A 21,882-nucleotide genomic window follows, 5' to 3' on the forward strand; every position below is an offset into this window, starting at 1 on the left:
GCGGAGTCGGCCGAAGGACGGGATCGGGCCGGGGGCACGGAAGCGTGCGGCGGGCGCCCGTCAACCGCGCAGGGCCGCGATCGCCGGGGCGACCTGGGACTGCCGCCCGAGCGCGTCGCCGCCGCGCTGCAGCGCAGCGGCCAGCGCCTCCGGCGTGTCCGCCCGCAACGTCGCGTGGCCGACCTTGCGGCCGGCGCGCGGCGACTTGCCGTAGTCGTGCCAGTGGCCACCGGCCTCGGCCAGCACCGGCGCCGGATCCGGCAACTCGCCGATCCAGTTCAACATGCAGGCATGGCCGCGCACGGTGGTCGCGCCAGCGGCCAGCCCGAGCACCGCGCGCAGGTGGTTCTCGAACTGCGAGGTCTCGGCGCCTTCGATGGTCCAGTGCCCGGAGTTGTGCACCCGGGGCGCCAGCTCGTTGGCCAGCAGTTCGCCCCCATGGCAGAACAGTTCCAGTGCGAACACGCCCACATAGTCCAGCGCCTCGGCCAGACGGCGGGCATGGCCATAGGCCGTCTCGGCCAGCGCCGGGTCGACCCGCGCCGGCGCCAGGCTGGCCGAGAGCACCCCGTCGACGTGCCAGTTCTCGGTGAGCGGCCAGGTATCGAAACTGCCGTCGCGGCCGCGCATCGCCACCACGCTCAGCTCGCGGTCGAACGGCACGAAGGCCTCCAGGATCAGGCCGACGCGCTCCGCCTGCGGGCCCAGCGCGGCCCAGGCCTGGTCCGCGACCCGCTGTACCGCTGCGGGCGTACCGGCCCCCGGCGCGGGCTTCAGCCGGAACTGCCCCTTGCCGTCGTAGCCGAGGCGGCGGGTCTTGAGGATGCAGGGCGTGCCGATCCGGGCGAGCGCGGCGTCCAGGTCCTCTCGCGAGGCGATGTCGGCGAACGGCGGCACGGGAATCGCCAGCTCGCGGAACAGCATCTTCTCCGCCAGCCGGTCCTGGGCGACGCCCAGCGCGCCGGGATTGGGGAACACCGGCACCCGCGCGCTCAGCCAGCGCGCGGACTCGGCCGGGACGTTCTCGAAGTCGAAGGTCACCACGTCCACGCGCGCGGCGAAGTCGGCGAGCGCCGCCTCGTCGCGGTAGTCGCCGACCAGCAGCGGCGCGAACTGTCCGGCGCAGGCCTCGGCCGAAGTATCCATCACCAGGAAGCGCAGCCCCAGCGGTGCGCCCGCCAGCGCCAGCATGCGCGCAAGCTGGCCGCCCCCAAGGATCCCGACGGTGGTCACGGGCGCAGCCCGGATCCGGCCGGCGGCCGGCGCGGATCGTCGGCGCCGGCCACCGCTTCGGTCTGGCGCCGGCGAAACGCCTCCAGCGCCGCCGCAACCTCCGCGTGTCCGGCCGCCAGCAGCGCCGCGGCGAACAGTGCGGCATTGACCGCTCCGGCACGGCCGATGGCGAACGTCGCGACCGGCACCCCGGCCGGCATCTGCACGATCGAGAGCAGCGAGTCGAGCCCGTTGAGCGACTTCGATTGCACCGGCACGCCGAGCACCGGCACCGCGGTCTTGGCCGCCAGCATTCCCGGCAGGTGCGCGGCGCCGCCGGCGCCGGCGATGATCGCCCGCAGCCCGCGCTGCCCGGCCGATTCGGCGTAGGCGAACATCGCATCCGGGGTGCGGTGGGCCGACACCACCCGTACTTCGTGCGGCACCCCCAGCGCTTCGAGGTGTTCGGCGGCGTGCTGCATCGTGTCCCAGTCGGAACGCGAGCCCATCACGATGCCGACGAGCGGCGCGGCGGAGCTGGCTGGCGTGGCTGGCATGGTCGTCCCCGGGCGCTAAAGGCGCATTTTAGCCGGGATCGTCGATTGGCGATGGCGATCCGGAACAGCGCCAACGGAACCGGCGGCCGCACTGCCGGAGTGGTACGCTGCCGAATCGCTCACCACGAATCGCCGCTCACGCCCCATGGACCGCAAGCTCCTCGACATCCTCGTCTGTCCCGACACCCGGCAACCGTTGGCACTGCTCGACAAGACCGGGCTCGAGGCGGTCAACCGCGCGGTCGCCGCCGGCGCCGTGCGGCGCAACGACGGCACCGCCCAGGCCGAACCGCTCGACGCGGCGCTGGCGACCCGCGACCGCAAGCGGATCTACCGAATCGACGACGGCATCCCGGTGCTGCTGGTGGAGGAAGGCATCGCCACCGCGCAGATCGACGGCTTTCCCGCCTGATCCCGGCGATGGCCGCCACCATCGCGCCACCGCCCACCGCGACGGTCGAGGCCGACGTGGCCCGCGCCCTGGCCGAGGACATCGGCAGCGGCGATGTCACCGCCGCCCTGCTGCCCGATGCCACCGATGTCGCGCGGCTGCTGTGCAAGGAGAACGCGGTGGTCTGCGGTCGTCCGTGGTTCGACGCCTGCCACCGCAGGCTCGACCCGGAGGTGCGGATCGACTGGCGGGTGGCCGAGGGCGACCGGGTGGTCGCCGGCACGATTCTGGCCGAGCTGTCCGGTCGCGCCCGCGCGCTGGTCAGCGCGGAGCGCGCCTCGCTCAACTTCGTGCAGACCCTGAGCGCCACCGCCACCGCCACCCGCGCCTACGTCGACGCGGTGCGCGGCACCGGCGCGCGGATCCTCGATACCCGCAAGACCCTGCCCGGGCTGCGCCAGGCGCAGAAGTATGCGGTGCGCGTGGGCGGCGGGGTCAACCATCGGATCGGTCTGTTCGATGCGGTGATGCTCAAGGAGAACCACGTGCGTGTGGCCGGCTCGGTCACCGCGGCGATCGGCGCGGCGCGCGCGCAGCAGCCGTCGCTGCCGCTGATCGTCGAGGTGGAAACCCTGGACCAGCTGCGCGAGGCGCTGGCGGCCGGCTGCGACCGCGTCCTGATCGACGATTTCGACGCGGCGGCGCGGCGCGAGGCGGTGCGCATCGCGGCCGCCGCGGGCGCGGCGCGAGTGCCGCTGGAGGTCTCGGGCGGGGTCGACCTGGAAGGCGTGCGCGCGATCGCCGCCGACGGCGTGGACTGCATCTCGATCGGCGCGCTGACCAAGCACGTGCGCGCGATCGACCTGTCGCTCAAGCTGGGACCGGCCTGCTCCGGCTAACGCAGCACCAGCGCCAACGCGGCGGCGGCCGTCAGCAGCGCCGTCAGCGCCAGGCCCCAGCGCCGCCACCCGCGGCCGCCGCGCGGATGGATGTCCGCCACCGGACGCGCGTGCACCTGCACCGGCTGCCCCTGGCCGGGGGCGAGCAGGCGGAAGCGCAGCTGGTCGAAGCCGATCTCGTCGCCGGGGCGCGCCAGCGCCATCTGCACCCGGCGCCCGTTGAGGAAGCTGCCGTTGCTGGAACCGAGGTCCTGGAGCTCGATGCCGTCAGGGGTCGGGGTGAGCCGGACGTGCGAACGCGACAGGCCCGGCTCGTCGAAGCGCAGCGTGCACTCTGCGGCGCGGCCGACCACCGTGGGCCCGACCACCGGGTAGCTGCGCCCGAAGGCGTGGCCGGACACGCCGCGCAGCACGTAGCGCGGCAGCGCCGGGCGGACCGCGGTGGCGTCGATGTCGTCGTTGGCGGGCACGCCGGCCGGGGTGGCCGGGACCGCGGTGGCCACCTCCATCGACACCAACCGCGCCTGCACCTGCTCGAAGCCCACCACGTCGCCGGGACGCAGCGCGAGCACGCCATCGACCACCCGGCCGTTGACCCGCACCGCGATGCCTTCGGGCACCTTCAGCGTGACCCCGTGGGCGCCGACCTGGAGCTCGCAGTGGCTGGGCAGCACGCCGGGCCTGTCGAGCACGATGTTGGCGTGCGGATCCGAGCCGATCCGGCTCACGCCCGGTCCGAGCAGCACCTGCGGATGCTCGCCGCCGGGGAACACGAGTTTCAAGGACTGGGCGCTCATCGGCGATTCCGGGCTGGTCTGGCTGGGCGCGGCGACGGGCCTTGCCCGGGGCCGATGCGGGCGCCACATTACACGCATGTTCGATCTAGTGCTCGTGATGATCGCCGGCGCCGCGGCCTTCGCCTTCTGGAGCGCCGGGCGCGGTGCCGCCGAGCGCGCCGAGCGGATCGGCCGCCAGGCGTGCCGCGCCGCCGGGGTGCAGTGGCTCGACCAGACCGTGCACGCCGCCGGGCTGCGGCTGCGCCGCGGCGAGGACGGCCGGCTCGGATTGGAACGCAGCTTCCGCTTCGAGTATTCGGAGGACGGGACCGAGCGGCACGTCGGCCGACTGGTGCTGCACGGCGACACCCTGGTCTCGTTCAGCGGGCCGGTGCGGGCGTCGCAGCGCGACCTGCACTGAGAGGCCAGGCCGCCCGCGGCGGCCTGGCGCCTACTTGACCACGCGCAGGTGCGCACCGCGCTTCGGTGCGGGTGCGTCGTCGCCCGCCTGGGCATCGGCCGCCGTGCCCGGATCGTCGTCCGGGTCCGGCCCCGGGCCGCCTCCGACGTCCTCCGGCAGCACCATGCCGTGACCGGTCTCGCGGGCATAGATCGCCAGCACCGCGCCGACCGGTACCTCGACCGGATGGCTGACCCCGCCGAAGCGCGCCGTGAAACGCACGCCGCCGTTGTCCATCTCCAATCGGGTCACCGCGCGCTCGGCGATGTTGAGCACCACCCGCCCTTCCTTCACGGCGTGCGTCGGCACCCGCACCCCGGGCTGCTCGGCATCGACCAGGATGTGCGGGGTCATGCCGTTGTCGGCGATCCACTCGTACAGCGCCCGCAACAGGTACGGGCGATGGCTGGTCATGCCGGGCGCGGCGGTCTCGGGCATGCCGTCAGTGTACCGCCATCGCCGCGCCGGGCCAGCGCGCGCGGCTCATTCCGGCAGTTCGCGCAGGTTCTTCTCCTGCGGCGTCAGGCTGCGCACGAAGCCGGGCCCGCGGAAGATGCGGTTCCCGTAGTCCTCGATCGCCTTGCCGTCCTTCGGCAACGCGACGCCCAGCGCCTGCAGCCGCCAGATGATCGGCGCCATGGCGCAGTCGGCCAGGCTCATCTCGGCGCTGAGGAAGAACTTGCTGGCCTTGAACAGCGGAACCGAGGCGGTCAGCAGTTCCCGCAGGCGCTTGCGCCCGGCCTCGGCCTGCTGCTTGTTGCCCAGCTGGATCGCCTGGATCTGCGGTACCCAGTCGTGCTCCAGCCGGAGCATGGCCAGACGCAGGCGCGCGCGGGAGAGCGGGTCGACCGGCATCAGCGGCGGGTGCGGGTAGCGTTCGTCGAGATACTCGCAGACCACCGACGCGGCGTAGAGCACCAGGTCGCGTTCGACCAGGGTGGGCACCGAGTGGTACGGGTTGAGGTCGAGCAGATCCTCGGGCGGGCTCTGCGGATCCACCGCGATCAGGTCGTAGGTGACGCCCTTGGCCGCCAATACCAGGCGGACGCGGTGGCAGAGCACGTCATCGACGGACGAAAACAGGGTCAGGGCATTACGCATACGCGGACTCGCGGCCATCATCGGCACTCTCCCACGGCCGGATACCGCCGGCCGCATCGACGCCGCCCGCCCACTGCGGGACGGTCGCCCGGTTCCCGAGCCGTCCCCCCACGGCTGCCGAGGGCCGGTCTGCGCCGGCCTGATCTGCAAGAAACCCGCGCCGAAGCCGGGCTCGTGGAGGGTCCGCCTAGTGCACGTCGCGCCAGTATTCCTTCTTCAGCAGCCAGGCGAGGAACGTGAAGAACGCCAGGAACAGGATCACCCAGACGCCGATGCCCTGGCGCTTGAGCGCTGCCGGTTCGGCGGCGTACTCGAGAAATGCGGCGATGTCGCGGACGGTTCGGTCGAACTCCGCGGCGTCCTGGGTGCCCGGGCGGGCCAGCTCCAGGCGCTCGATGGCGGGCTGACCGGTCTCGTCGGGCGCACCGTAGACGGGATGCTGCAGACCCTGCATCTCCCACAGCGGGTTCGGCATCGACACGTCGGGGAACAGGGTGTTGTTCCAGCCCTGCGCGCTCGACTCGTCCTGATAGAACGACTTGAGGAAGGTATAGATCCAGTCGGGGCCGCCGGCCTTGGTGCGCACCACCAGCGAAAGGTCGGGCGGCGCCACCCCGAACCAGTCCTCGGCCTGCTCCGCCGGCATCGCCGGGACGATGTGCTCGCCGAAGGCGGCGCCGGTGAAGTTGAGGTTCTCCATGACCTCCTCTTCGCTGAGCCCGAGGTCCTCGGCCATGCGCGAGTAGCGCAGGTACTTGAGCGAATGGCAGCCGGCGCAGTAGTTCATGAACAACCGCGCGCCGCGCTGCAGCGAGGCGCGGTCGGCGAGGTCGGTGCCCGACTGCTGGAGCGCGGTGCCCGGGTCGGCGGCGAGCGCCGAGAAGGACAACAGCAGTCCCCCGGCGAGCACCGCCGCGTGACTGACCAGACGCTGATAGCCGCTCTTCACGATTCCCGATTCCCGATTCCCGATTCCCGGATCCCTAGTCATGCGTCGTCACCCGCTCGGGCACAGGTTTGGTGCGGTCGATCCTGGTCCACCATGGCATCGTGATGAAGAACGCGAAGTAGTAGAAGGTCAGGCAACGTCCGACGATGGTCTCGACCGGGTCGGTGCCCGGGCCGGCGCCGATCTTGCCAAGCCAGAAGAAGCTGATCGCGAACAGCCCCAGCAGCACCTTGGACAGCATGCCGCGGTAGCGATAGGACTTGACCCTGGCGCGGTCCAGCCAGGGCACGGCGAACAGGATCGCGATCGCGCCGAACATCACCAGCACGCCGCCCAGCTTGTCGGGCACCACCCTGAGCATCGCGTAGTAGGGCGTGTAGTACCACACCGGCTTGATGTGCTCGGGGGTGACCAGCGGGTTGGCCTCGATGAAGTTGTCGTGCTCGAGGAACCAGCCGCCCATCTCCGGGGTGAAGAAGATGATGAAGGCGGCCAGGATCAGCAGGAAGCCGACGCCCACCAGGTCCTTGACCGTGTAGTACGGGTGGAACGGGATCGAATCGAGCGGGGCCTTCGCCGACCAGCGGTTGCCCTTCGGCCCCTTCTTGATGTCCACGCCGTCCGGGTTGTTGGAGCCGACCTCGTGCAGCGCCCCCAGGTGCAGCACGACCAGCAGCAGCAGCACCAGCGGCAGTGCGATCACGTGCAGCGCGAAGAAGCGGTTGACGGTGGCGTCGCCGGGCAGGAAGTCGCCCATGATCCACTCGGTCAGGCCGTTGCCGATCACCGGGATCGCGCCGAACAGCGAGATGATCACCTTGGCGCCCCAGAACGACATCTGCCCCCAGGGCAGCACGTAGCCGAGGAACGCTTCGGCCATCAGCACCAGATAGATCAGCATGCCGAGGATCCACACCAGCTCGCGCGGCTTCTGGTAGCTGCCGTACATCAGCCCGCGGAACATGTGCAGGTAGACGACGATGAAGAACAGCGAAGCGCCGGTGGAGTGCATGTAGCGGATCAGCCAGCCCCACTCCACGTCGCGCATGATGTACTCGACCGAAGAGAACGCCTCCGCGGCCGACGGCTTGTAGTGCATCGTCAGGAAGATGCCGGTGACGATCTGGTTGACCAGCACCAGCAGCGCCAGCGAACCGAAGTAGTACCAGACGTTGAAGTTCTTCGGCGCGAAGTACTCCGTCATGTGCTTGCGGTACGCCGGCATCAGCCCCGGGGTACGGTCGTCGAACCAGGCGCGGAACGCGGCGATGATGCCGGTGGCCGGATCGTTGGGAGCGGCCATCTTGTCGTCGACGTTCGCCATTTATGCGGCCCCCTCGGGATCGAGGCCGACGACGATGGTGTTGTCGTCGGCATAGTGGTGCGGCGGCACCACGAGGTTGGTGGGCGCGGGAACGCCTTCGTAGACGCGGCCGGCCATGTCGAACTTGGACTTGTGGCAGGGACAGAAGTACCCGCCCTTCCAGTTGGCGTCGAACGGCTGCGGGCGGATCTCCGCGACCATCTCCGGCGAGCAGCCCAGATGGGTGCACAGCCCGACCAGCACCGAGATCTCCGGACGGATCGAACGCAGCTCCGGGTGGGCCTCGCGCACGTATGCCGGCTGCTGGTCGGGGTTCTCCGACTCCGGGTCGCGCAGCTGCTCGTCCAGGGTCGGCAGCGCCTCGAGGATCGCCTCCGAGCGCCTGACGATCCAGATCGGCTGGCCGCGCCACTCCACCACCAGGCGCTGGCCTTCCTGCAGCGCGCTGATGTCCACGGTCACCGGCGCGCCGGCGAGCAGCGCCCGCGCGCTGGGGTTCCACGACTTGATGAACGGGATGGCCGCCACGCCGGCGCCCACCGCCCCGACCACCGCCGTGGTCGCGGTCAGGAACCGGCGCCGCCCCGTGTTGACTGAATCCTCACCGCCGGCGGGATCGATCACCGCTTCATTGACCATCCTGCACTCCGCAAACCTGTTCGGTAGCTACTGAATTCTGGCTGCCGCGTGCCGGCCCCCGTCGCCGGAGGCGGCCCGCAAAGACGGCAAAGTGTAACGGAACGCTGAATCGGCCGACAATGTCTTGACAGCCGCGCGCGGCTTCAGGGCGCGGTATTGCTGGCCAGATATCCGCGGTAGCGCTCGGCCAGCACCCCGACCCGCTCGACGTAGCGCCGGGTCTCGCTGTAGGGGGGGACCCCGCCGTGGCGGTCGACGGCGCCCTCGCCGGCGTTGTAACCGGCGGCGGCCAGGGTCAGGTCGCCGTTGAAGCGCTTGAGCAGCCAGGCGAGGTACTCGACCCCGCCGAGGATGTTCTGTCCCGGATCGAACGGATTGCCGACCCCGAAACGCTGCGCGGTGGCGGGCATCAGCTGCATCAGACCCTGCGCGCCGACCCGCGACAGCGCGTTGGGATTGAAGGCGGACTCGGCGTGGATGATCGCCCGCACCACCGCCTCCTCCACGCCGAACCGCTGCGCGGCGGCGCGGATCTCGTCGCGGTAGGCATCCGTGTTCAGGCGCACCGTGCCGAAGCTGACGCCGGGGCTGGCACCGCAGGCGTAGCAGGTCTCCATGAAGCTGTAGCGGATGGTGCGCACGGCGCTGGCGCCCGCCACTCCGCGCGGCGCGCGGCTGGTGTAGTGGCGCACCCCGTCCTTGATGTAGGAGTACACCTGGCCCTGGACGTGGCGGGTCCGAGGGCGCGCTGCGGGCGTCGCCGGCGCCCGCGTTGGCGTGGTCGCGGCGGCGCCCTGCCCCATGAAGGTGGCCGGCGCGTTGGCGTCGAGCGTCGCCGGCGACCCCTCGACGCGGCTGCTGGCGGTCACCTTGCCGGCGGCGGCCGGCGCGGCGGCGCGGCGCGGCCTGGCCGGTTCGGGACGATAGCTGCTGATCACCGTGCAGCTGGCACCGGCGACGCGCCTGCTGACGTACTGCGGCACGCCATCGCCGCTGTCGCAGCGATACAGGGTGCCCGCCGCGGCCGGAACGGACGCGAGCGCACACGTCAGGACGACGATCGATCCCCAGGCCCCCTTCATCCGGCGCAGTGTCCTCCGATTCCACGGCTTTGCCAAGTCCTTGATCGCCAAGGCTCCGTGACCGATTACACTGTTCCGTCATCCACCGCCTTCCGGCCCGGAATCAGCGCCGCGCCCCGGACCCGCCATGACCGCCACCACCACCGCCCCGCCGGCGCCAGCCGCCGACCCGCGTTCCGAGCCCGCCCAGGGCCTGCCGGCCCGCGGCAAGCTGTACATCCAGACCCACGGCTGCCAGATGAACGAATACGACTCGGCCAAGATGGCCGACGTGCTCGCCGCCAGCGACGGCCTGGAGTTGACCGACGACGTCGAGCAGGCCGACGTGGTGCTGGTCAACACCTGTTCGATCCGCGAGAAGGCCCAGGAAAAGGTGTTCAGCCAGCTGGGACGCTGGAAGGCGCTCAAGCAGGGCGGCAGGCCGGTGCTGATCGGGGTGGGCGGCTGCGTGGCGTCGCAGGAGGGCGAGGCGATCGTGAAGCGGGCGCCGTACGTGGACCTGGTGTTCGGCCCGCAGACCCTGCACCGCCTTCCCGAGCTGATCCGCGCCCGGCGCGGCAGCGGCCTGCCCCAGGTCGACATCAGCTTTCCGGAGATCGAGAAGTTCGATCGCCTGCCGCAGCCGCGCGCCGAGGGCCCCAGCGCGTTCGTCTCGATCATGGAGGGCTGCAGCAAGTACTGCAGCTTCTGCGTGGTGCCCTACACCCGCGGCGAGGAGGTCAGCCGGCCGTTCGAGGACGTCCTGGTCGAGGTGGTGCGGCTGGCGGCACAGGGCGTGCGCGAGATCAACCTGCTGGGGCAGAACGTCAACGCCTACCGCGGACCGATGGGCGAGGCGGCGGGCGAGGGCCCGGCCCCCGGCCCGGACCATCCGCAGCATGCCGACCTGGGGCTGCTGATCCGCACCATCGCCGAGATCGACGGCATCGACCGGATCCGCTTCACCACCTCGCATCCGCTCGAGTTCTCCGACTCGCTGGTCGACGCCTACCGCGACGTGCCGCAGCTGGCGAACTACCTGCACCTTCCGGTGCAGTCCGGCAGCGACCGGATCCTGGCGGCGATGAAGCGCGGCTACACCGCGCTCGAGTTCAAGCAGAAGATCCGCAGGCTGCGCGCGGTCCGCCCGGACATTTCCATCTCCTCGGATTTCATCGTCGGTTTCCCGGGCGAGACCGCCGCGGACTTCGAAAAGACCATGAAGCTGATCGAGGAGGTCGGCTTCGACCAGAGTTTCTCCTTCATCTATTCGCGCCGCCCCGGCACGCCGGCCGCCGACCTGGAGGATGCGACCCCGGCCGCGGAGAAGCACGCGCGCCTGGAGCGTCTGCAGGCTGCGATCAACGCCAACGCGCGGCGCATCAGCGATGCGATGGTCGGCAGCGTGCAGTCGGTGCTGGTGGAAGGGCCGTCGCGCAAGGACCCGAACGAGCTCACCGGCAAGACCGAGAACATGCGTTCGGTGAATTTCCCCGGCGACCCGCGGCTGGTCGGCCGGTTCGTCGAGGTGACGATCACCGCCGCGATGAGCAATTCGCTGCGCGGCCGCCTGGCGGAGGCCCCTCCGCCCTCGCTCAGTCCAGCCGCTTCCGAAACCGCAGGATCGCCGCGGTCATCATCGCCGCGGTGAACCCCGCCAGGGCCAACACCTCCGGCCACAGCTCCCACAGGCCTGCGCCGCGCAGCATGATGCCGCGGATCAGGCGCAGGAAGTGGGTGAGCGGCAACAGCTCGGCGATCCACTGCACCACGCGCGGCATCCCCGCGAACGGGAACATGAAGCCGGACAGCAGGATCGAGGGCAGGAAGATGAAGAAGGTCATCTGCATCGCCTGGAACTGGGACTGCGCGCGGGTGCTGATCAGCAGGCCGAGGGTCAGGTTGGCCAGGATCAGCAGCACCGCCGCCAGGTACACGTCCAGCGCGCTGCCGCGCACCGGGACCTGGAACAGCCACATGCCCAGCAGCAGGATCACGCTGGTCTGCACCAGGCCGATCGCCGCGTAGGGCAATACCTTGCCCGCCATCAGTTCCGAGCGGCTCAGCGGGGTGGCGATCAGCAGCTCCATGTTGCCGCGCTCGCGCTCGCGCACGATCGCCACCGCGGTGAACAGCACCATCGTCATGGTGAGGATCACGCCGATCAGGCCCGGCACGATGTTCACCGCCGAGCGGCGCTCCGGGTTGTAGAAGGCGATCACGCTGATCCGGCCGCTGCCGGCGGCCGGTGGCGGCCGCGTCCCCGGACCATCCAGCGGTAGCTGCGCCAGCTGGATCGCCGCGCTCTGCACCACCGTGTCGGTCCCGTCCACCAGCACCTGCACCGCCTCGCGGCCCTCGTCGAGGCGCCGCTCGAAGTCCGGCGGGATCACCACGCCGACGCTGATCTCGCCGCGGCGCAGCGCGTCCATCAGCTGCTGCGGCGTCTGCGCCACCAGCGACGGCGCGATCACCCCGGTGGCGGCCATGTCGAGCACCATTGCGCGCGACGCCGAGGTGCCGGCCTGGTCGGCGATGCCGGCGTCGAGCCCGCGCAGGTTCAGGTTGATCGCGTAGCCGAACAGCACCAGCTGCATCACCGGGATGCCGACGATCATCGCCAGGGTGATCCGGTCGCGGCGCATCTGCCGCAGTTCCTTGAGCACGATCGCGGACATGCGGCGGAAGTTCACGAGGCCTCCCCCGCCGCGCCGCGTTCGCCCTGATGCCGTGCGCGGCCGCGGGTGGCGGCGACGAACACGTCCTCCAGATTGGGCCGGGAGGCCGCGACCTCGGCACTCAGACCAGCCTCCGACAGGGCCGCCCGGATCCGTCCCGCGACCTCGCCATCGGCATCGGCGAGCACCCGCAGGTCGTTGCCGATCTGGGCGACGCTGAGCACCCCCGGCACCGCGACCAGCGCCTGTTGCGCGCGGCGCGGCAGCTCCGCCGTCACCGCCACGCTGCGCCCCTCCAGTCTGGCGGTCAGTTCCGCCGGGGTACCGTCGGCGACCAGCACGCCGCGGTCGAGGATCGCGATGCGGTGGCAACGCTCGGCCTCGTCCATGTAGTGGGTCGACACCAGGATGGTGGTGCCGGCATCGGCCAGGTCGAACAGGGTCTCCCAGAAATCCCGCCGCGACTCCGGGTCGACCGCGCTGGTGGGCTCGTCCAGGAACAGCAGTTCCGGTTCGTGGATCACCGCGCCGGCCAGCGCCAGCCGCTGCTTCTGGCCGCCGCTCAGGGTTCCGGCGAGCTGGCGCTGGCGGTCGCCGAAGCGGTACTGCTCGATCAGCGCGTCGATGCGCCGGCGCGCCGCCGCCCGCGGCATGTCCTGGACCGCCGCCAGGAACTCGAGGTTCTCGCGCACCGCCAGGTCTTCGAACAGCGAGAACCGCTGGGTCATGTAGCCGATCCGGCGGCGCAGCTCCTCCGCCTGCTCCGGCACCCGCAGGCCGAGCACCTCGATCTCGCCGGCGCTCGGGGTGAGCAGCCCGCAGAGCATGCGGATGGTGGTGGACTTGCCCGAGCCGTTCGGCCCCAGGAACCCGTACACGTGCGCGGTGGGCACGGTGAGGTCGACGCCGTCGACCGCGACCAGGGCGCCGAAACGCCGGGTGAGGCCGCGGGCGCGGATCGCGACTTCGCTCGCGGCGAGCGCGTCGCCGGGCGGCGCGCCTGCCACCGTGCCCGGTGCTTCAGTCGTGGACATCGAACTCCACCCGTACCGGCAGCCCCGCCGGCAGCTCGGCCGCCGCCGCGTCCAGCTGCACCTCGGCGAGATAGCTCAGCCGGGCCGCGTCCTCGCCGGTGAGCGCGTAGTACGGGGTGAACGCCGGTTCGCTGCGGATCATCCGGACCCGGCCCAGGTAGGCGCGCTGGTCGTCGCCGACGAAGACCCTCGCCGCATCGCCGACCGCGACGCCGGCGCGGATCGGCTCCGGCACGTGGATCCGCGCGTAGGGCGCGTCGCCGACCAGCAGCACCGCCAGCGGCGCGCCGGCCGGCGCCTCGTCGCCGAGCCGGTACGGCAGGCTGTCGACGCGGCCGGCGCGCGGCGCCACGATCGCCAGGCGTTCCGCGGTCGCCCGCTCCACCCGGGCCTGCGCCTCCGCTGCACGCACGGCCGCCTCCGCCTGCGCGATCCGCTCGGGGCGGGTGCCGTTGCGCAGTTCCGCGAGCGCTGCGGCGGCGGCTTCGACCCGCGCGTCGGCCAGGCCGGCGGCAGCGCGGGCCCGGTCGAGGTCGGCGGCGGCGACCAGCTGGCGGCCGGCCAGCGGGCGCAGGCGGGCGTGATAGGCGCGTGCGTCGCGCGCCTGCGCCCGGGCCGCGTCGAGTTCGGCGCGCGCCTGGTCGATGTCCTCGCTGCGCGCGCCGGCGCGCAGCTCCGCCAGCGCGTCGCGCTGGCGTTCCGCCTCGGCGAGGCTGGCCTGCAGGCGGGCAGCGCCGCGGCTGCGTTCCAGGGTCACCAGGGCCTGCCCCGCTTCCACCCGCTCGCCTTCGCGCACCTCGATCGCGACGATGCGCTCGGCCGCCGGCGCCGGCAGGGTGATGCGGTCGTACTCGAGCGTCCCCAGCGCACGCGGGCTCGGGTCGCGGCAGCCGGCCAGCGTCAGCGTGCAGGCCACCAGCGCCGCGATCCGGCGCATTCGTTCATTCGCCATCGGCGAGCTCCAGTCCGCGATCCAGCAGCGCCAGCGCGTGGCGGCGCACGTCTTCCATGCCCAGGTCGCCGGCGTCGAACAACTGCCGCCAGATCGGGGCGCCAGCGGCCGGGAACAGGGTCAATCCGACCAGGGACACCATCAGCAATCGAGGATCCAGATCGACGTTCAGCTGCCCACGCGCCTGCGCCTTGGCGAAACGGTCGGCCAGCAGGTGGGCCATCTCGGGCGCCACCCGGGTCACCAGCAGGTCGCGCAGGGCGCCGCCCTCGCTGACCACCTCGCGCACCCACAGCGCCGGAAACCATGGGTGCGCTTCCACCGCGCGGCAGACCCCGTCGACGAAGCCCGCGATCAGGGCGGCGAGGTCGGAGTCCGCCGCGCGGGTGACGCGAGCGCGCACCTCCGCGAACACGGGCAGCAGGCGCTGGTCGATCACCGCTTCGCGCAGGCGCGCGGCATCGCCGAAGTAATAGTGCACCAGCGCGGAAGTGACCCCCGCCTCGGCCGCGATGTCGCGCACCGAAGTGGCGGCGATCCCGCGCCGGACGTAGCAGGCCAGCGCGGCATCGAGCAGGCGTTCGCGCAGGTCGGGCGTTTCGCCGGCCGGCCGGCCGGGCGCACGCCGCGGCAGCCGGGGCGCCGCCCGGGGTTTCGCAGGGGGTTGCTTGGGGCCCGAATCCATCGGCTAAATTTAATTCATTGATTAATTACTTTGCAAGCCCCGCTAGGAACGCCCGGGAGTCCGAAGCCGGGGCCGCGGCCCGTCCCTGGCTGGTGTGGCGGCAATGGCATGGCGGGTCCGCGCCCAAAGGGGCGTGTTCAAGCTGGGCCGGATCGGTGCGACACCGGCGCGATCCTGGATCCGGCGCTTCCCGGCCCGCCGGCGCTTCGCGATGACGACATGGGCGTGGTGCTAACCTCTTGCGCCCTCGCCCGCGCTCCCGCCATGTCCGCAGCCGCCGTTTCCGAATTCGCCCTGGAACCCGCCGACAGCGAGCGCCTGGCCAACCTGTCGGGCCCGTTCGACAGCCACCTGCGCCAGATCGAGCTGCGCCTCGGCGTGGAGATCGCCAACCGCGGCAACGTGTTCCGCGTCAGCGGCCGCAGCGACGACGCCGTGGAACAGACCGAGAAACTGCTGCGCGCGCTGTACGAGGAGGCCGGCACCGAGACCCTCGACACCCACGCGATCAACGTGCGGCTGAGCCGCGCCAGCATCGAGCGGGTGGCGGAGGAGTTCGAGCCCCAGGAAGTGGCGGTGAAGGTGAAACGCGGCACCGTGCGCGGGCGCGGCGCCAACCAGGCGAAGTACCTGCACGCCATCGCCACCCACGACATCAACTTCGGGGTCGGCCCGGCCGGGACCGGCAAGACCTTCCTGGCGGTGGCGATGGCGGTGGAGGCGCTGAACGAGTCCAAGGTGCAGCGCCTGGTGCTGGTGCGGCCGGCGGTGGAGGCCGGCGAGAAGCTCGGCTTCCTGCCCGGCGACCTCAGTCAGAAGGTGGACCCGTACCTGCGTCCGCTGTACGACGCGCTGTACGAGATGCTCGGCGTCGAGAAGGTGATCAAGCTGCTGGAGAAAAGCGTGATCGAGATCGCGCCGCTGGCCTACATGCGTGGCCGCACCCTCAACGATGCCTTCGTGATCCTCGACGAGGCCCAGAACACGACCATCGAGCAGATGAAGATGTTCCTGACCCGGCTCGGCTTCGGCAGCACCGCGGTGGTCACCGGCGACATGACCCAGATCGACCTGCCGCGCAACGTCAAGTCGGGGCTGCGCGACGCGATCGAGGTGCTGCGCGACGTCGAGGGCGTGAGCTTCACTTTCTTCGAGCCGCGCGACGTGGTGCGGCACGCGCTGGTCGCGCGGATCGTCAGCGCGTACGAGGCGCGCGATGCCAAGGACGCGGACACCGGCTCCGCCTGAACGCACGCGCCGCCGCGTCCCGCTCTACAATCGCGCCATGACCAAGGGCCCCTCCCGCCTCGATGTGGCCGTCGGCTACGCGGTCCCGCGCAAGGGGGTTCCGGCGGCGCAGAGCTTCCGCAAATGGGTGTCCGCGGCGCTCGCCGGGCGCATCCGCGAGGCCGACCTGGCGGTGCGCGTGGTCGGCGCCGCCGAAGGCCGGGCGCTCAACCGCCACTACCGCGGCCGGGACTACGCCACCAACGTGCTGAGCTTTCCCGCGGAGCTTCCGGAGGGTCTGCCCGAAGGCGTGCGCCTGCCGTTGCTGGGCGACCTGGTGATCTGCGCGCCGGTGGTCGCGCGCGAGGCGCGGCAACAGGGCAAGGCGCCTGCCGCGCACTATGCGCACCTGACCGTGCACGGCACCCTGCACCTGCTCGGCTGGAACCACGAGGACCCGCGCGAGGCCGAATGCATGGAACAGCTGGAACGCGAGATCCTCGCCGGGCTCGGCATCGCCGATCCCTACCTGGACGCCTGAGCGGGTCCGGCCGCCGCGCAGCCCGCGACGGCCGGCCCCTTCCCACGGAATCTCAGAGGCAGTCGATCAGGCCGTCGAAGATCGAACCCTGGCCGCCGGGCAGCGGCGCATACAGCGGCGGCTGCCCTTCCACCGCGGCCAGCAGGTCCTCCAGGGTGGCGAGCGGGCCGAGCGACGTGCGGCAGCGCCACGCCGGAACCCGGACGGCGATCTTGCCCGTGGTGGGGTCGAGGTGCTCGTCGCTGGCCGCGAACGACCACAGGCACATGCCGATCCGGCCGCTCACCCGGTGCACCGAACAGCTGAAGCGCAACGGCTCGATGTTGGTGTACTCGCCCTCGCAGAAGGTGTCGCCGCAGATGTCGTCGAAGTCCCGCTTCAGCTGCCAGGTCATGCCGTACCAGGCGTTGATCTGGTCGTCGCCCTGGATGTAGGCCGAGGCATCGACGTAGGGGCCGTCCTGGCGCGCGTCGTGGGCGCCGCCGGCGTGGACCTGCAGGGTGGTCGCGAACAGGATCGCGCCGCAGGCGGCGCTCGCCAGCAGGCGGGGAAAGCGGAATGGTCTTGGTGCTGCCATGTTGCTCCTCCGTGAGCGGTGATGCGGCGGTTGCCGCGAGTCCAGCATGCCCGGGGCGGCTCGCCGCCTCCATCGGAAAACTCCGCGGGCGCCATCGGGGCGGCCGGGCTTCGCAAGTCGGATTTATCCGACGGCGCGGGAGCGACGCGGTGGGCCGGGCCGCCCCGGCCCCGCCGCCAGGTCCGATGCCCGCTCCCCCGCGAGCCCGCGGCCCGGGGCGGCCCGCACCGGCCGGGACGCCAGCGCCGTCGCTGGACAGCGGGGACAGGTTCCGCGCTAGACTTCGCCCGTCGCCCCCCGAGGGCGCCCCCGCAACCGCAATGCCCGAAGACGACAGTCGTCCCCCCACCCAGGAACCTCCCGAAAAACGCCGCAGCTGGCTGGACCGCATCAGTTCGGCGATCTCCGGCGAACCGACCACCCGCGACGACCTGGTCGAGATCCTCCGCGACGCCCAGGCCGGCGGCCTGATCGAGGCCGACACCCTGCGCACGATGGAGGGCGCCCTGGCGGTGTCCGGCATGACCGTGGGCGACGCGATGATCCCGCGCTCGCAGATGGTGGCGCTGTCGATCGACGCGCCGTTCGGCGAGGTGATGCAGCAGGTGGTCGAGTCCGGCCACTCGCGCTTCCCGGTCCACGGCGAGGACAAGGACGAGATCCTCGGCATCCTGCTGGCCAAGGACCTGCTGCGCGGGGTGGTGCCGCGCAGCGGCCAGGTGCGCCTGCGCGAGCTGCTCCGGCCGGCGGTGCTGATTCCCGAGTCCAAGCGCCTGGACGTGCTGCTGCGCGAGTTCCGGCAGTCGCGCAACCACATGGCGATCGTGATCGACGAGTACGGCGGGGTCGCCGGGCTGATCACCATCGAGGACGTGCTGGAGGAAATCGTCGGCGAGATCGACGACGAATACGACGAGGCCGAGGACAACAGCGCGCTGATCGCGGCCCAGGCCGACGGCCAGTACCTGGTGAATGCGCTGACCCCGATCGAGGACTTCAACGCGCGTTTCGGCGCCGACTTCGACGACGACGAGTACGACACCATCGGCGGGCTGGTCACCGCGGCGATCGGGCACCTGCCCGAGGCCGGCGAGGAACTCACGCTCGGCCGCTTCGGTTTCCGGGTCGCGCGCGCGGACTCGCGCCGCCTGCACGCGCTGCACGTGAGCGTGCACACCGACCTGCAGGACGCCTGAGCCGGTGCGCGCATTCCCGCCGGCGCAGGGCGCCCGCGCGCGCGCCATGATCCGGCACCTGGTGCTCGTGCTGTTCGCGCTGCTGTGCTGCCTGCCGGCGGCGGCCGCGGCGGCGCCGCGCGTGGGGGTGATCACGATGCTGCCCGGCGAGGTGTTCTTCGAGCGCTTCGGCCACAACGCGATCGTGATCGACGATCCGGCGCAGGGCGAGCCGCTGTCCTACAACTTCGGCTTCTTCGACATGGAGGAGCCCGACTTCTTCGGCAACTTCGTGCGCGGTCAGATGCGCTACCGCCTGGCGGTACTGCCGCTCGCCGAGGACCTGGCCTACTACCGCGAGGTCGGGCGCGGGGTGTCGATCCAGTGGCTCGACCTGGACGATGCCCGCGCCAGCGCCCTCGCCGAGGCGCTCGCGATCAACGCGCTGCCGGAGAACGCCCGCTACCGCTACGACTACTTCACCGACAACTGCTCGACGCGGGTGCGCGACGCGCTCGACGCGGCGCTCGACGGCGCGCTGCGCCGGCAGCTGCAGGGGCGCTCGCGCGGCAATACCTATCGCAGCGACGCGGTGCGCCTGGCCTCGCCGGCGCCGTGGATGTGGCTGGGCTTCGATCTTGGCCTGGGCCCGGCCGCCGATCGCCCGCATTCGCTGTGGGAGGACGCGTTCGTGCCGATGCGGTTGGCCGACGCGCTGCGGACGGTGCGCAATGCCGACGGCGACCCGCTGGTAGCGGCAGAGTCCGAGCTGTTGCCGCACCGCCTGGCGCCGGAGCCGGCGGAGGCGCCGCGGCCGTGGTGGCCGTGGCTGCTGGCGGGTCTGCTGGCGGCCGCCGCATTGGCATGGCTGGGCGGGCGGGCGCCGCGATGGCTGGCGCTGGCGGCGCTGCCGTTCTGGAGCCTGGCCGGCCTCGCCGGGCTGACGATGCTGTTCATCTGGTGCTGCACCGCGCATCGTTTCGGCTGGAGCAACCACAACCTGCTGCTGCTCGATCCGCTGGCGTTGCTGCTGCTCCCGGGCGGGTGGCGGCTGGTGCGCGGGCGCGCTCCGGGCCGGCTGTTCGACTGGATCCTCGCCACGGTGACCCTGGGCGCGGTGCTGGCGCTGTTCCTGCAATGGCTGCCGCTGTTGCCGCAGCGCAACGCGCACTGGATCGCGCTGCTGCTCCCGATCCACCTCGCCCTCTTCGCCATGCTCTCCCCTCGTCGCCGCAACCGAACCAGGCCCGCGCCGTCCGGCCGCGAGAACGCCTTCGGTCCACCGCGCGGGGCGTGAGCCGGGCCGGGGGAGGCGGACAGCAGGCCAGGGACGGCCTGCGGCGGCGGATCGGGCCATGGATGGCCCGGCTCCGCCGGAGAGCCTCCGCCGGTCTCGGCGCAGGCTGACCCGAAGCCCGCGCATCCACCGCTCACGTTCGAGCAAGCGCCGACGTTCCGACCCGGCGCGCGACGGAATCACCCGCATACGTATGCGACGACCCGCCGGTGGCGACCGTGCAAGAATCGGGCGCAGCTGCGATGCGCCGGCCGGCGCGCCGCAACGCAACCTGGAGGACCGCATCGATGCCCCACCGACTTCTGCTCTGTCTCGCGGTGCTGTTGCCGCTGTCCGCGATCGCCCAGCCCGCGACCGACGAGCGGCCGGTCGCGCGCGTCTCCTCCCCGGATGGCGCCCTCGAAGTCGCGGTGACCACCGACCCCGAGGGCCGCGCCAGCTACAGCGTCTCGCGCCACGGCCGTCCGGTGCTCGCACCCTCGCGCCTGGGCATCATGCTGACAGACGCACCCAAGCTCGAACGCAACCTGGACCTGCTCGAGCCGCGCACCGGCGGCCACGACCAGACCTGGGAGCAGCCCTGGGGCGAGCGGCGTTTCGTGCGCGACCATCACAACGAGCTGCGCGTCACGTTTGCCGAACGCGTCGGCGCCAGGCGTCGTTTCGACGTGGTGTTCCGGGTCTTCGACGACGGCATCGGGTTCCGCTACGACTTCCCGGAGCAGCCGGGCCTGCGGCAGCTCAACATCGCCGACGAACTGACCGAGTTCGTCGTCGCCGAGCCGGCCACGGCCTGGTGGATCCCGGCCCAGGAATGGAACCGCAAGGAATACGTCTACCAGCGCACCCCGCTGGCCGAGGTCGGCTTCGCCCAGACCCCCTTCACCCTGCGCACCGACGACGGCCTGCACCTGGCGCTGCACGAGGCGGCGCTGGCCGACTATTCCGCGATGAACCTGATGCGGGTCGAGGGTCGGCGGCTGCGCGCGATGCTGTTTCCCGGCACGGGCGCCGCCAAGGTCGAGCGCGCGGCACCCTTCGCCACGCCCTGGCGGGTCCTGCTGGTCAGCGAGGACGCCGCCGGGCTCGCCGAATCGGACCTGGTGCTGAACCTCAATGCGCCCAATGCGCTCGGCGACGTCTCCTGGGTGAAGCCGATGAAGTACCTCGGCATCTGGTGGGAAATGCACCTGGACACCAAGTCCTGGAGCTCGGGCCCCAAGCATGGCGCCACCACCGAGGAGGCGATCCGCTACATCGACTTCGCCGCCGACCACGGCATCGGCGGCCTGCTGATCGAGGGCTGGAACCTCGGCTGGGACGGCGACTGGTTCGCCAACGGCGAGGAGTTCAGCTTCACCGAGGCCTATCCCGACTTCGACATCGAGCGGGTGGCCGCGCATGCGCAGCAAAAGGGCGTCCGCCTGATCGGCCACCACGAGACCTCCGGGCACGTCGCGCACTACGAATCGCAGCTGGAAGACGCGTTCGACCTGTACCGGCGGCTCGGTATCGACGCGGTCAAGACCGGCTACGTCGCCGACGGCGGCCAGGCCAAGGTGCGCGCCGCCGACGGCACCCTGCGCCAGGCCTGGCACGAGGGCCAGGCGATGTCGCGGCATCACCTGAAGGTGATCGCCGAGGCCGCGAAGCGTCGCATCGGCGTCAACCCCCACGAGCCGATCAAGGACAGCGGCCTGCGCCGCACCTATCCCAACTGGATGACCCGGGAGGGCGCGCGCGGCATGGAATACAACGCCTGGGGCGAGCCCGGCAATCCGCCGGGCCACGAGGCCACCCTGGTGTTCACCCGGATGCTGGACGGACCGTTCGACTTCACCCCGGGAGTGTTCTCGATGCGGACCCGGTCGGGCGGCCGCATCGCCACCACCTTGGCCAAGCAGCTGGCGCTGTACGTGGTGATCTACAGTCCCCTGCAGATGGCGGTCGACCTGCCCGAAAACTACCAGGCCAACCTGCCCGCGTTCCGATTCATCGAGGACGTGCCGGTCGACTGGGAGGACAGCCGCGTGGTCGCGGGCGAGATCGGCGAGTTCGCCGTGATCGCCCGCCGCGAGCGCGGCGGCGACGACTGGTACCTGGGTGCCGTGACCGATGGCGAGGCGCGCGAGCTGCGGGTGGCGCTGTCGTTTCTCGAGGAAGGCCGCAGCTACACCGCCAGGATCTACCGCGACGGCCCGGACGCCGGCTGGCAGGGCGATCAGACCGACCTGGAGATCGAGGAACGCACCGTCGCCGCGGGCGACACGCTGACCCTGCGGCTGGCGCCCGGCGGCGGGCAGGCGATCCAGTTCGTCGCCGAGTGACGGCGCGGCCGGCGCGGCGC

23 protein-coding genes are annotated in these 21,882 nt (G+C 71.5%); 9 read left to right on the plus strand and 14 right to left on the minus strand.

Annotated features, from left to right (window positions below; genetic code table 11):
* Positions 1–60: 60 nt before the first annotated feature.
* Both QFW77_RS12700 and purE read right to left on the minus strand, forming a co-directional pair.
* The gene (locus tag QFW77_RS12700; protein WP_280575114.1) at positions 61–1,233 is read right to left on the minus strand and encodes a 5-(carboxyamino)imidazole ribonucleotide synthase; all 1,173 of its coding nucleotides are present in this window, start codon (positions 1,231–1,233) and stop codon (positions 61–63) included.
* Positions 1,230–1,769 carry a 5-(carboxyamino)imidazole ribonucleotide mutase gene (purE, locus tag QFW77_RS12705; protein WP_280575115.1) on the minus strand — a complete coding sequence of 180 codons (540 nt, stop codon included), beginning with the start codon at positions 1,767–1,769 and terminating at the stop codon, positions 1,230–1,232. Before purE ends, QFW77_RS12700 begins: the two co-directional genes overlap by 4 nt.
* 145 nt (positions 1,770–1,914) lie before the next feature.
* Here purE and QFW77_RS12710 point away from each other — a divergent pair, with 145 nt between their 5' ends.
* Positions 1,915–2,181 carry a Trm112 family protein gene (locus QFW77_RS12710; RefSeq protein ID WP_280575117.1) on the plus strand — a complete coding sequence of 89 codons (267 nt, stop codon included), beginning with the start codon at positions 1,915–1,917 and terminating at the stop codon, positions 2,179–2,181.
* A gap of 8 nt (positions 2,182–2,189) precedes the next feature.
* On the plus strand, positions 2,190–3,059 hold the full coding sequence (gene nadC, locus QFW77_RS12715) for a carboxylating nicotinate-nucleotide diphosphorylase (protein ID WP_280575118.1): 870 nt from the start codon (positions 2,190–2,192) through the stop codon (positions 3,057–3,059).
* On the opposite strand, the gene QFW77_RS12720 is transcribed toward nadC, so the two are convergent.
* The gene (locus QFW77_RS12720) at positions 3,056–3,856 is read right to left on the minus strand and encodes an FHA domain-containing protein (RefSeq protein ID WP_280575119.1); all 801 of its coding nucleotides are present in this window, start codon (positions 3,854–3,856) and stop codon (positions 3,056–3,058) included. The two genes, nadC and QFW77_RS12720, sit on opposite strands and share 4 nt — an antisense overlap.
* A gap of 76 nt (positions 3,857–3,932) precedes the next feature.
* On the opposite strand from QFW77_RS12720, the gene QFW77_RS12725 reads away from it, so the two are divergent.
* On the plus strand, positions 3,933–4,256 hold the full coding sequence (locus QFW77_RS12725) for a DUF3301 domain-containing protein (RefSeq protein WP_280575121.1): 324 nt from the start codon (positions 3,933–3,935) through the stop codon (positions 4,254–4,256).
* 30 nt (positions 4,257–4,286) lie between these two features.
* On the opposite strand, the gene QFW77_RS12730 is transcribed toward QFW77_RS12725, so the two are convergent.
* The 6 genes from QFW77_RS12730 to QFW77_RS12755 form a co-directional block, all read right to left on the minus strand.
* Positions 4,287–4,733 (minus strand): ClpXP protease specificity-enhancing factor, encoded by a 447-nt coding sequence (locus QFW77_RS12730; protein WP_280575122.1) that lies wholly within the window; start codon positions 4,731–4,733, stop codon positions 4,287–4,289.
* A gap of 45 nt (positions 4,734–4,778) precedes the next feature.
* Positions 4,779–5,414: a glutathione S-transferase N-terminal domain-containing protein gene (locus QFW77_RS12735; RefSeq protein WP_280575191.1), complete on the minus strand. Its 636-nt coding sequence runs from the start codon at positions 5,412–5,414 to the stop codon at positions 4,779–4,781.
* Positions 5,415–5,583: 169 nt separating this feature from the next.
* Positions 5,584–6,348 (minus strand): cytochrome c1, encoded by a 765-nt coding sequence (locus QFW77_RS12740; protein WP_425603325.1) that lies wholly within the window; start codon positions 6,346–6,348, stop codon positions 5,584–5,586.
* A 31-nt stretch (positions 6,349–6,379) separates the two neighbouring features.
* A complete protein-coding gene (locus QFW77_RS12745) occupies positions 6,380–7,570 on the minus strand; it encodes a cytochrome b (protein ID WP_280575192.1) in 1,191 nt (396 codons plus the stop codon).
* A 99-nt stretch (positions 7,571–7,669) separates the two neighbouring features.
* A complete protein-coding gene (gene petA, locus QFW77_RS12750) occupies positions 7,670–8,308 on the minus strand; it encodes a ubiquinol-cytochrome c reductase iron-sulfur subunit (RefSeq protein ID WP_280575124.1) in 639 nt (212 codons plus the stop codon).
* A 143-nt stretch (positions 8,309–8,451) separates the two neighbouring features.
* Complete coding sequence (locus tag QFW77_RS12755; protein ID WP_280575125.1) at positions 8,452–9,390, minus strand: lytic transglycosylase domain-containing protein; 939 nt, start codon at positions 9,388–9,390, stop codon at positions 8,452–8,454.
* A 127-nt stretch (positions 9,391–9,517) separates the two neighbouring features.
* On the opposite strand from QFW77_RS12755, the gene miaB reads away from it, so the two are divergent.
* Positions 9,518–11,020 (plus strand): tRNA (N6-isopentenyl adenosine(37)-C2)-methylthiotransferase MiaB, encoded by a 1,503-nt coding sequence (gene miaB, locus QFW77_RS12760; RefSeq protein WP_280575127.1) that lies wholly within the window; start codon positions 9,518–9,520, stop codon positions 11,018–11,020.
* Here miaB and QFW77_RS12765 read toward each other — a convergent pair.
* The 4 genes from QFW77_RS12765 to QFW77_RS12780 form a co-directional block, all read right to left on the minus strand.
* On the minus strand, positions 10,965–12,062 hold the full coding sequence (locus QFW77_RS12765) for an ABC transporter permease (RefSeq protein ID WP_280575129.1): 1,098 nt from the start codon (positions 12,060–12,062) through the stop codon (positions 10,965–10,967). The genes miaB and QFW77_RS12765 overlap by 56 nt on opposite strands.
* Positions 12,059–13,006 carry an ABC transporter ATP-binding protein gene (locus QFW77_RS12770; RefSeq protein WP_280575193.1) on the minus strand — a complete coding sequence of 316 codons (948 nt, stop codon included), beginning with the start codon at positions 13,004–13,006 and terminating at the stop codon, positions 12,059–12,061. The genes QFW77_RS12765 and QFW77_RS12770 overlap by 4 nt, the downstream gene beginning before the upstream one ends.
* Positions 13,007–13,067: 61 nt before the next feature.
* On the minus strand, positions 13,068–14,033 hold the full coding sequence (locus tag QFW77_RS12775) for an HlyD family secretion protein (RefSeq protein ID WP_280575131.1): 966 nt from the start codon (positions 14,031–14,033) through the stop codon (positions 13,068–13,070).
* Positions 14,023–14,718: a TetR/AcrR family transcriptional regulator gene (locus QFW77_RS12780; protein WP_280575133.1), complete on the minus strand. Its 696-nt coding sequence runs from the start codon at positions 14,716–14,718 to the stop codon at positions 14,023–14,025. Before QFW77_RS12780 ends, QFW77_RS12775 begins: the two co-directional genes overlap by 11 nt.
* Positions 14,719–14,982: 264 nt before the next feature.
* On the opposite strand from QFW77_RS12780, the gene QFW77_RS12785 reads away from it, so the two are divergent.
* Positions 14,983–15,966: a PhoH family protein gene (locus QFW77_RS12785; protein WP_280575135.1), complete on the plus strand. Its 984-nt coding sequence runs from the start codon at positions 14,983–14,985 to the stop codon at positions 15,964–15,966.
* Between the two features lie 37 nt (positions 15,967–16,003).
* Complete coding sequence (gene ybeY / locus QFW77_RS12790; RefSeq protein WP_280575138.1) at positions 16,004–16,486, plus strand: rRNA maturation RNase YbeY; 483 nt, start codon at positions 16,004–16,006, stop codon at positions 16,484–16,486.
* Between the two features lie 52 nt (positions 16,487–16,538).
* Here the strand turns inward: ybeY and QFW77_RS12795 are convergent, their stop codons facing one another.
* Complete coding sequence (locus tag QFW77_RS12795; RefSeq protein ID WP_280575140.1) at positions 16,539–17,063, minus strand: hypothetical protein; 525 nt, start codon at positions 17,061–17,063, stop codon at positions 16,539–16,541.
* A gap of 320 nt (positions 17,064–17,383) precedes the next feature.
* Here QFW77_RS12795 and QFW77_RS12800 point away from each other — a divergent pair, with 320 nt between their 5' ends.
* From QFW77_RS12800 to QFW77_RS12810, 3 genes are all read left to right on the plus strand, one after another.
* The gene (locus QFW77_RS12800; protein ID WP_280575141.1) at positions 17,384–18,259 is read left to right on the plus strand and encodes a CorC family transporter; all 876 of its coding nucleotides are present in this window, start codon (positions 17,384–17,386) and stop codon (positions 18,257–18,259) included.
* A 46-nt stretch (positions 18,260–18,305) separates the two neighbouring features.
* Positions 18,306–19,535 carry a lipoprotein N-acyltransferase Lnb domain-containing protein gene (locus QFW77_RS12805; protein WP_280575194.1) on the plus strand — a complete coding sequence of 410 codons (1,230 nt, stop codon included), beginning with the start codon at positions 18,306–18,308 and terminating at the stop codon, positions 19,533–19,535.
* 287 nt (positions 19,536–19,822) lie between these two features.
* On the plus strand, positions 19,823–21,862 hold the full coding sequence (locus QFW77_RS12810; RefSeq protein ID WP_280575142.1) for a glycoside hydrolase family 97 protein: 2,040 nt from the start codon (positions 19,823–19,825) through the stop codon (positions 21,860–21,862).
* Positions 21,863–21,882: the final 20 nt, after the last annotated feature.

This window comes from Luteimonas endophytica, from assembly GCF_029887875.1.
Classification (GTDB): Bacteria; Pseudomonadota; Gammaproteobacteria; order Xanthomonadales; family Xanthomonadaceae; genus Luteimonas; species Luteimonas endophytica.

Excerpts from the sequence above, each read along its gene's own strand:
- purE (WP_280575115.1), bottom strand. The coding sequence starts at position 1,769 with ATGCCAGCCACGCCAGCCAGCTCCGCCGCGCCGCTCGTCGGCATCGTG.
- QFW77_RS12710 (WP_280575117.1), top strand. The coding sequence starts at position 1,915 with ATGGACCGCAAGCTCCTCGACATCCTCGTCTGTCCCGACACCCGGCAA.
- nadC (WP_280575118.1), top strand. The coding sequence starts at position 2,190 with ATGGCCGCCACCATCGCGCCACCGCCCACCGCGACGGTCGAGGCCGAC.
- QFW77_RS12720 (WP_280575119.1), bottom strand. The coding sequence starts at position 3,856 with ATGAGCGCCCAGTCCTTGAAACTCGTGTTCCCCGGCGGCGAGCATCCG.
- QFW77_RS12725 (WP_280575121.1), top strand. The coding sequence starts at position 3,933 with ATGTTCGATCTAGTGCTCGTGATGATCGCCGGCGCCGCGGCCTTCGCC.
- QFW77_RS12730 (WP_280575122.1), bottom strand. The coding sequence starts at position 4,733 with ATGCCCGAGACCGCCGCGCCCGGCATGACCAGCCATCGCCCGTACCTG.
- QFW77_RS12735 (WP_280575191.1), bottom strand. The coding sequence starts at position 5,414 with ATGGCCGCGAGTCCGCGTATGCGTAATGCCCTGACCCTGTTTTCGTCC.
- QFW77_RS12745 (WP_280575192.1), bottom strand. The coding sequence starts at position 7,570 with ATGCCGGCGTACCGCAAGCACATGACGGAGTACTTCGCGCCGAAGAAC.
- petA (WP_280575124.1), bottom strand. The coding sequence starts at position 8,308 with ATGGTCAATGAAGCGGTGATCGATCCCGCCGGCGGTGAGGATTCAGTC.
- QFW77_RS12755 (WP_280575125.1), bottom strand. The coding sequence starts at position 9,390 with ATGAAGGGGGCCTGGGGATCGATCGTCGTCCTGACGTGTGCGCTCGCG.
- miaB (WP_280575127.1), top strand. The coding sequence starts at position 9,518 with ATGACCGCCACCACCACCGCCCCGCCGGCGCCAGCCGCCGACCCGCGT.
- QFW77_RS12775 (WP_280575131.1), bottom strand. The coding sequence starts at position 14,033 with ATGGCGAATGAACGAATGCGCCGGATCGCGGCGCTGGTGGCCTGCACG.
- QFW77_RS12780 (WP_280575133.1), bottom strand. The coding sequence starts at position 14,718 with ATGGATTCGGGCCCCAAGCAACCCCCTGCGAAACCCCGGGCGGCGCCC.
- QFW77_RS12785 (WP_280575135.1), top strand. The coding sequence starts at position 14,983 with ATGTCCGCAGCCGCCGTTTCCGAATTCGCCCTGGAACCCGCCGACAGC.
- ybeY (WP_280575138.1), top strand. The coding sequence starts at position 16,004 with ATGACCAAGGGCCCCTCCCGCCTCGATGTGGCCGTCGGCTACGCGGTC.
- QFW77_RS12795 (WP_280575140.1), bottom strand. The coding sequence starts at position 17,063 with ATGGCAGCACCAAGACCATTCCGCTTTCCCCGCCTGCTGGCGAGCGCC.
- QFW77_RS12800 (WP_280575141.1), top strand. The coding sequence starts at position 17,384 with ATGCCCGAAGACGACAGTCGTCCCCCCACCCAGGAACCTCCCGAAAAA.
- QFW77_RS12805 (WP_280575194.1), top strand. The coding sequence starts at position 18,306 with ATGATCCGGCACCTGGTGCTCGTGCTGTTCGCGCTGCTGTGCTGCCTG.
- QFW77_RS12810 (WP_280575142.1), top strand. The coding sequence starts at position 19,823 with ATGCCCCACCGACTTCTGCTCTGTCTCGCGGTGCTGTTGCCGCTGTCC.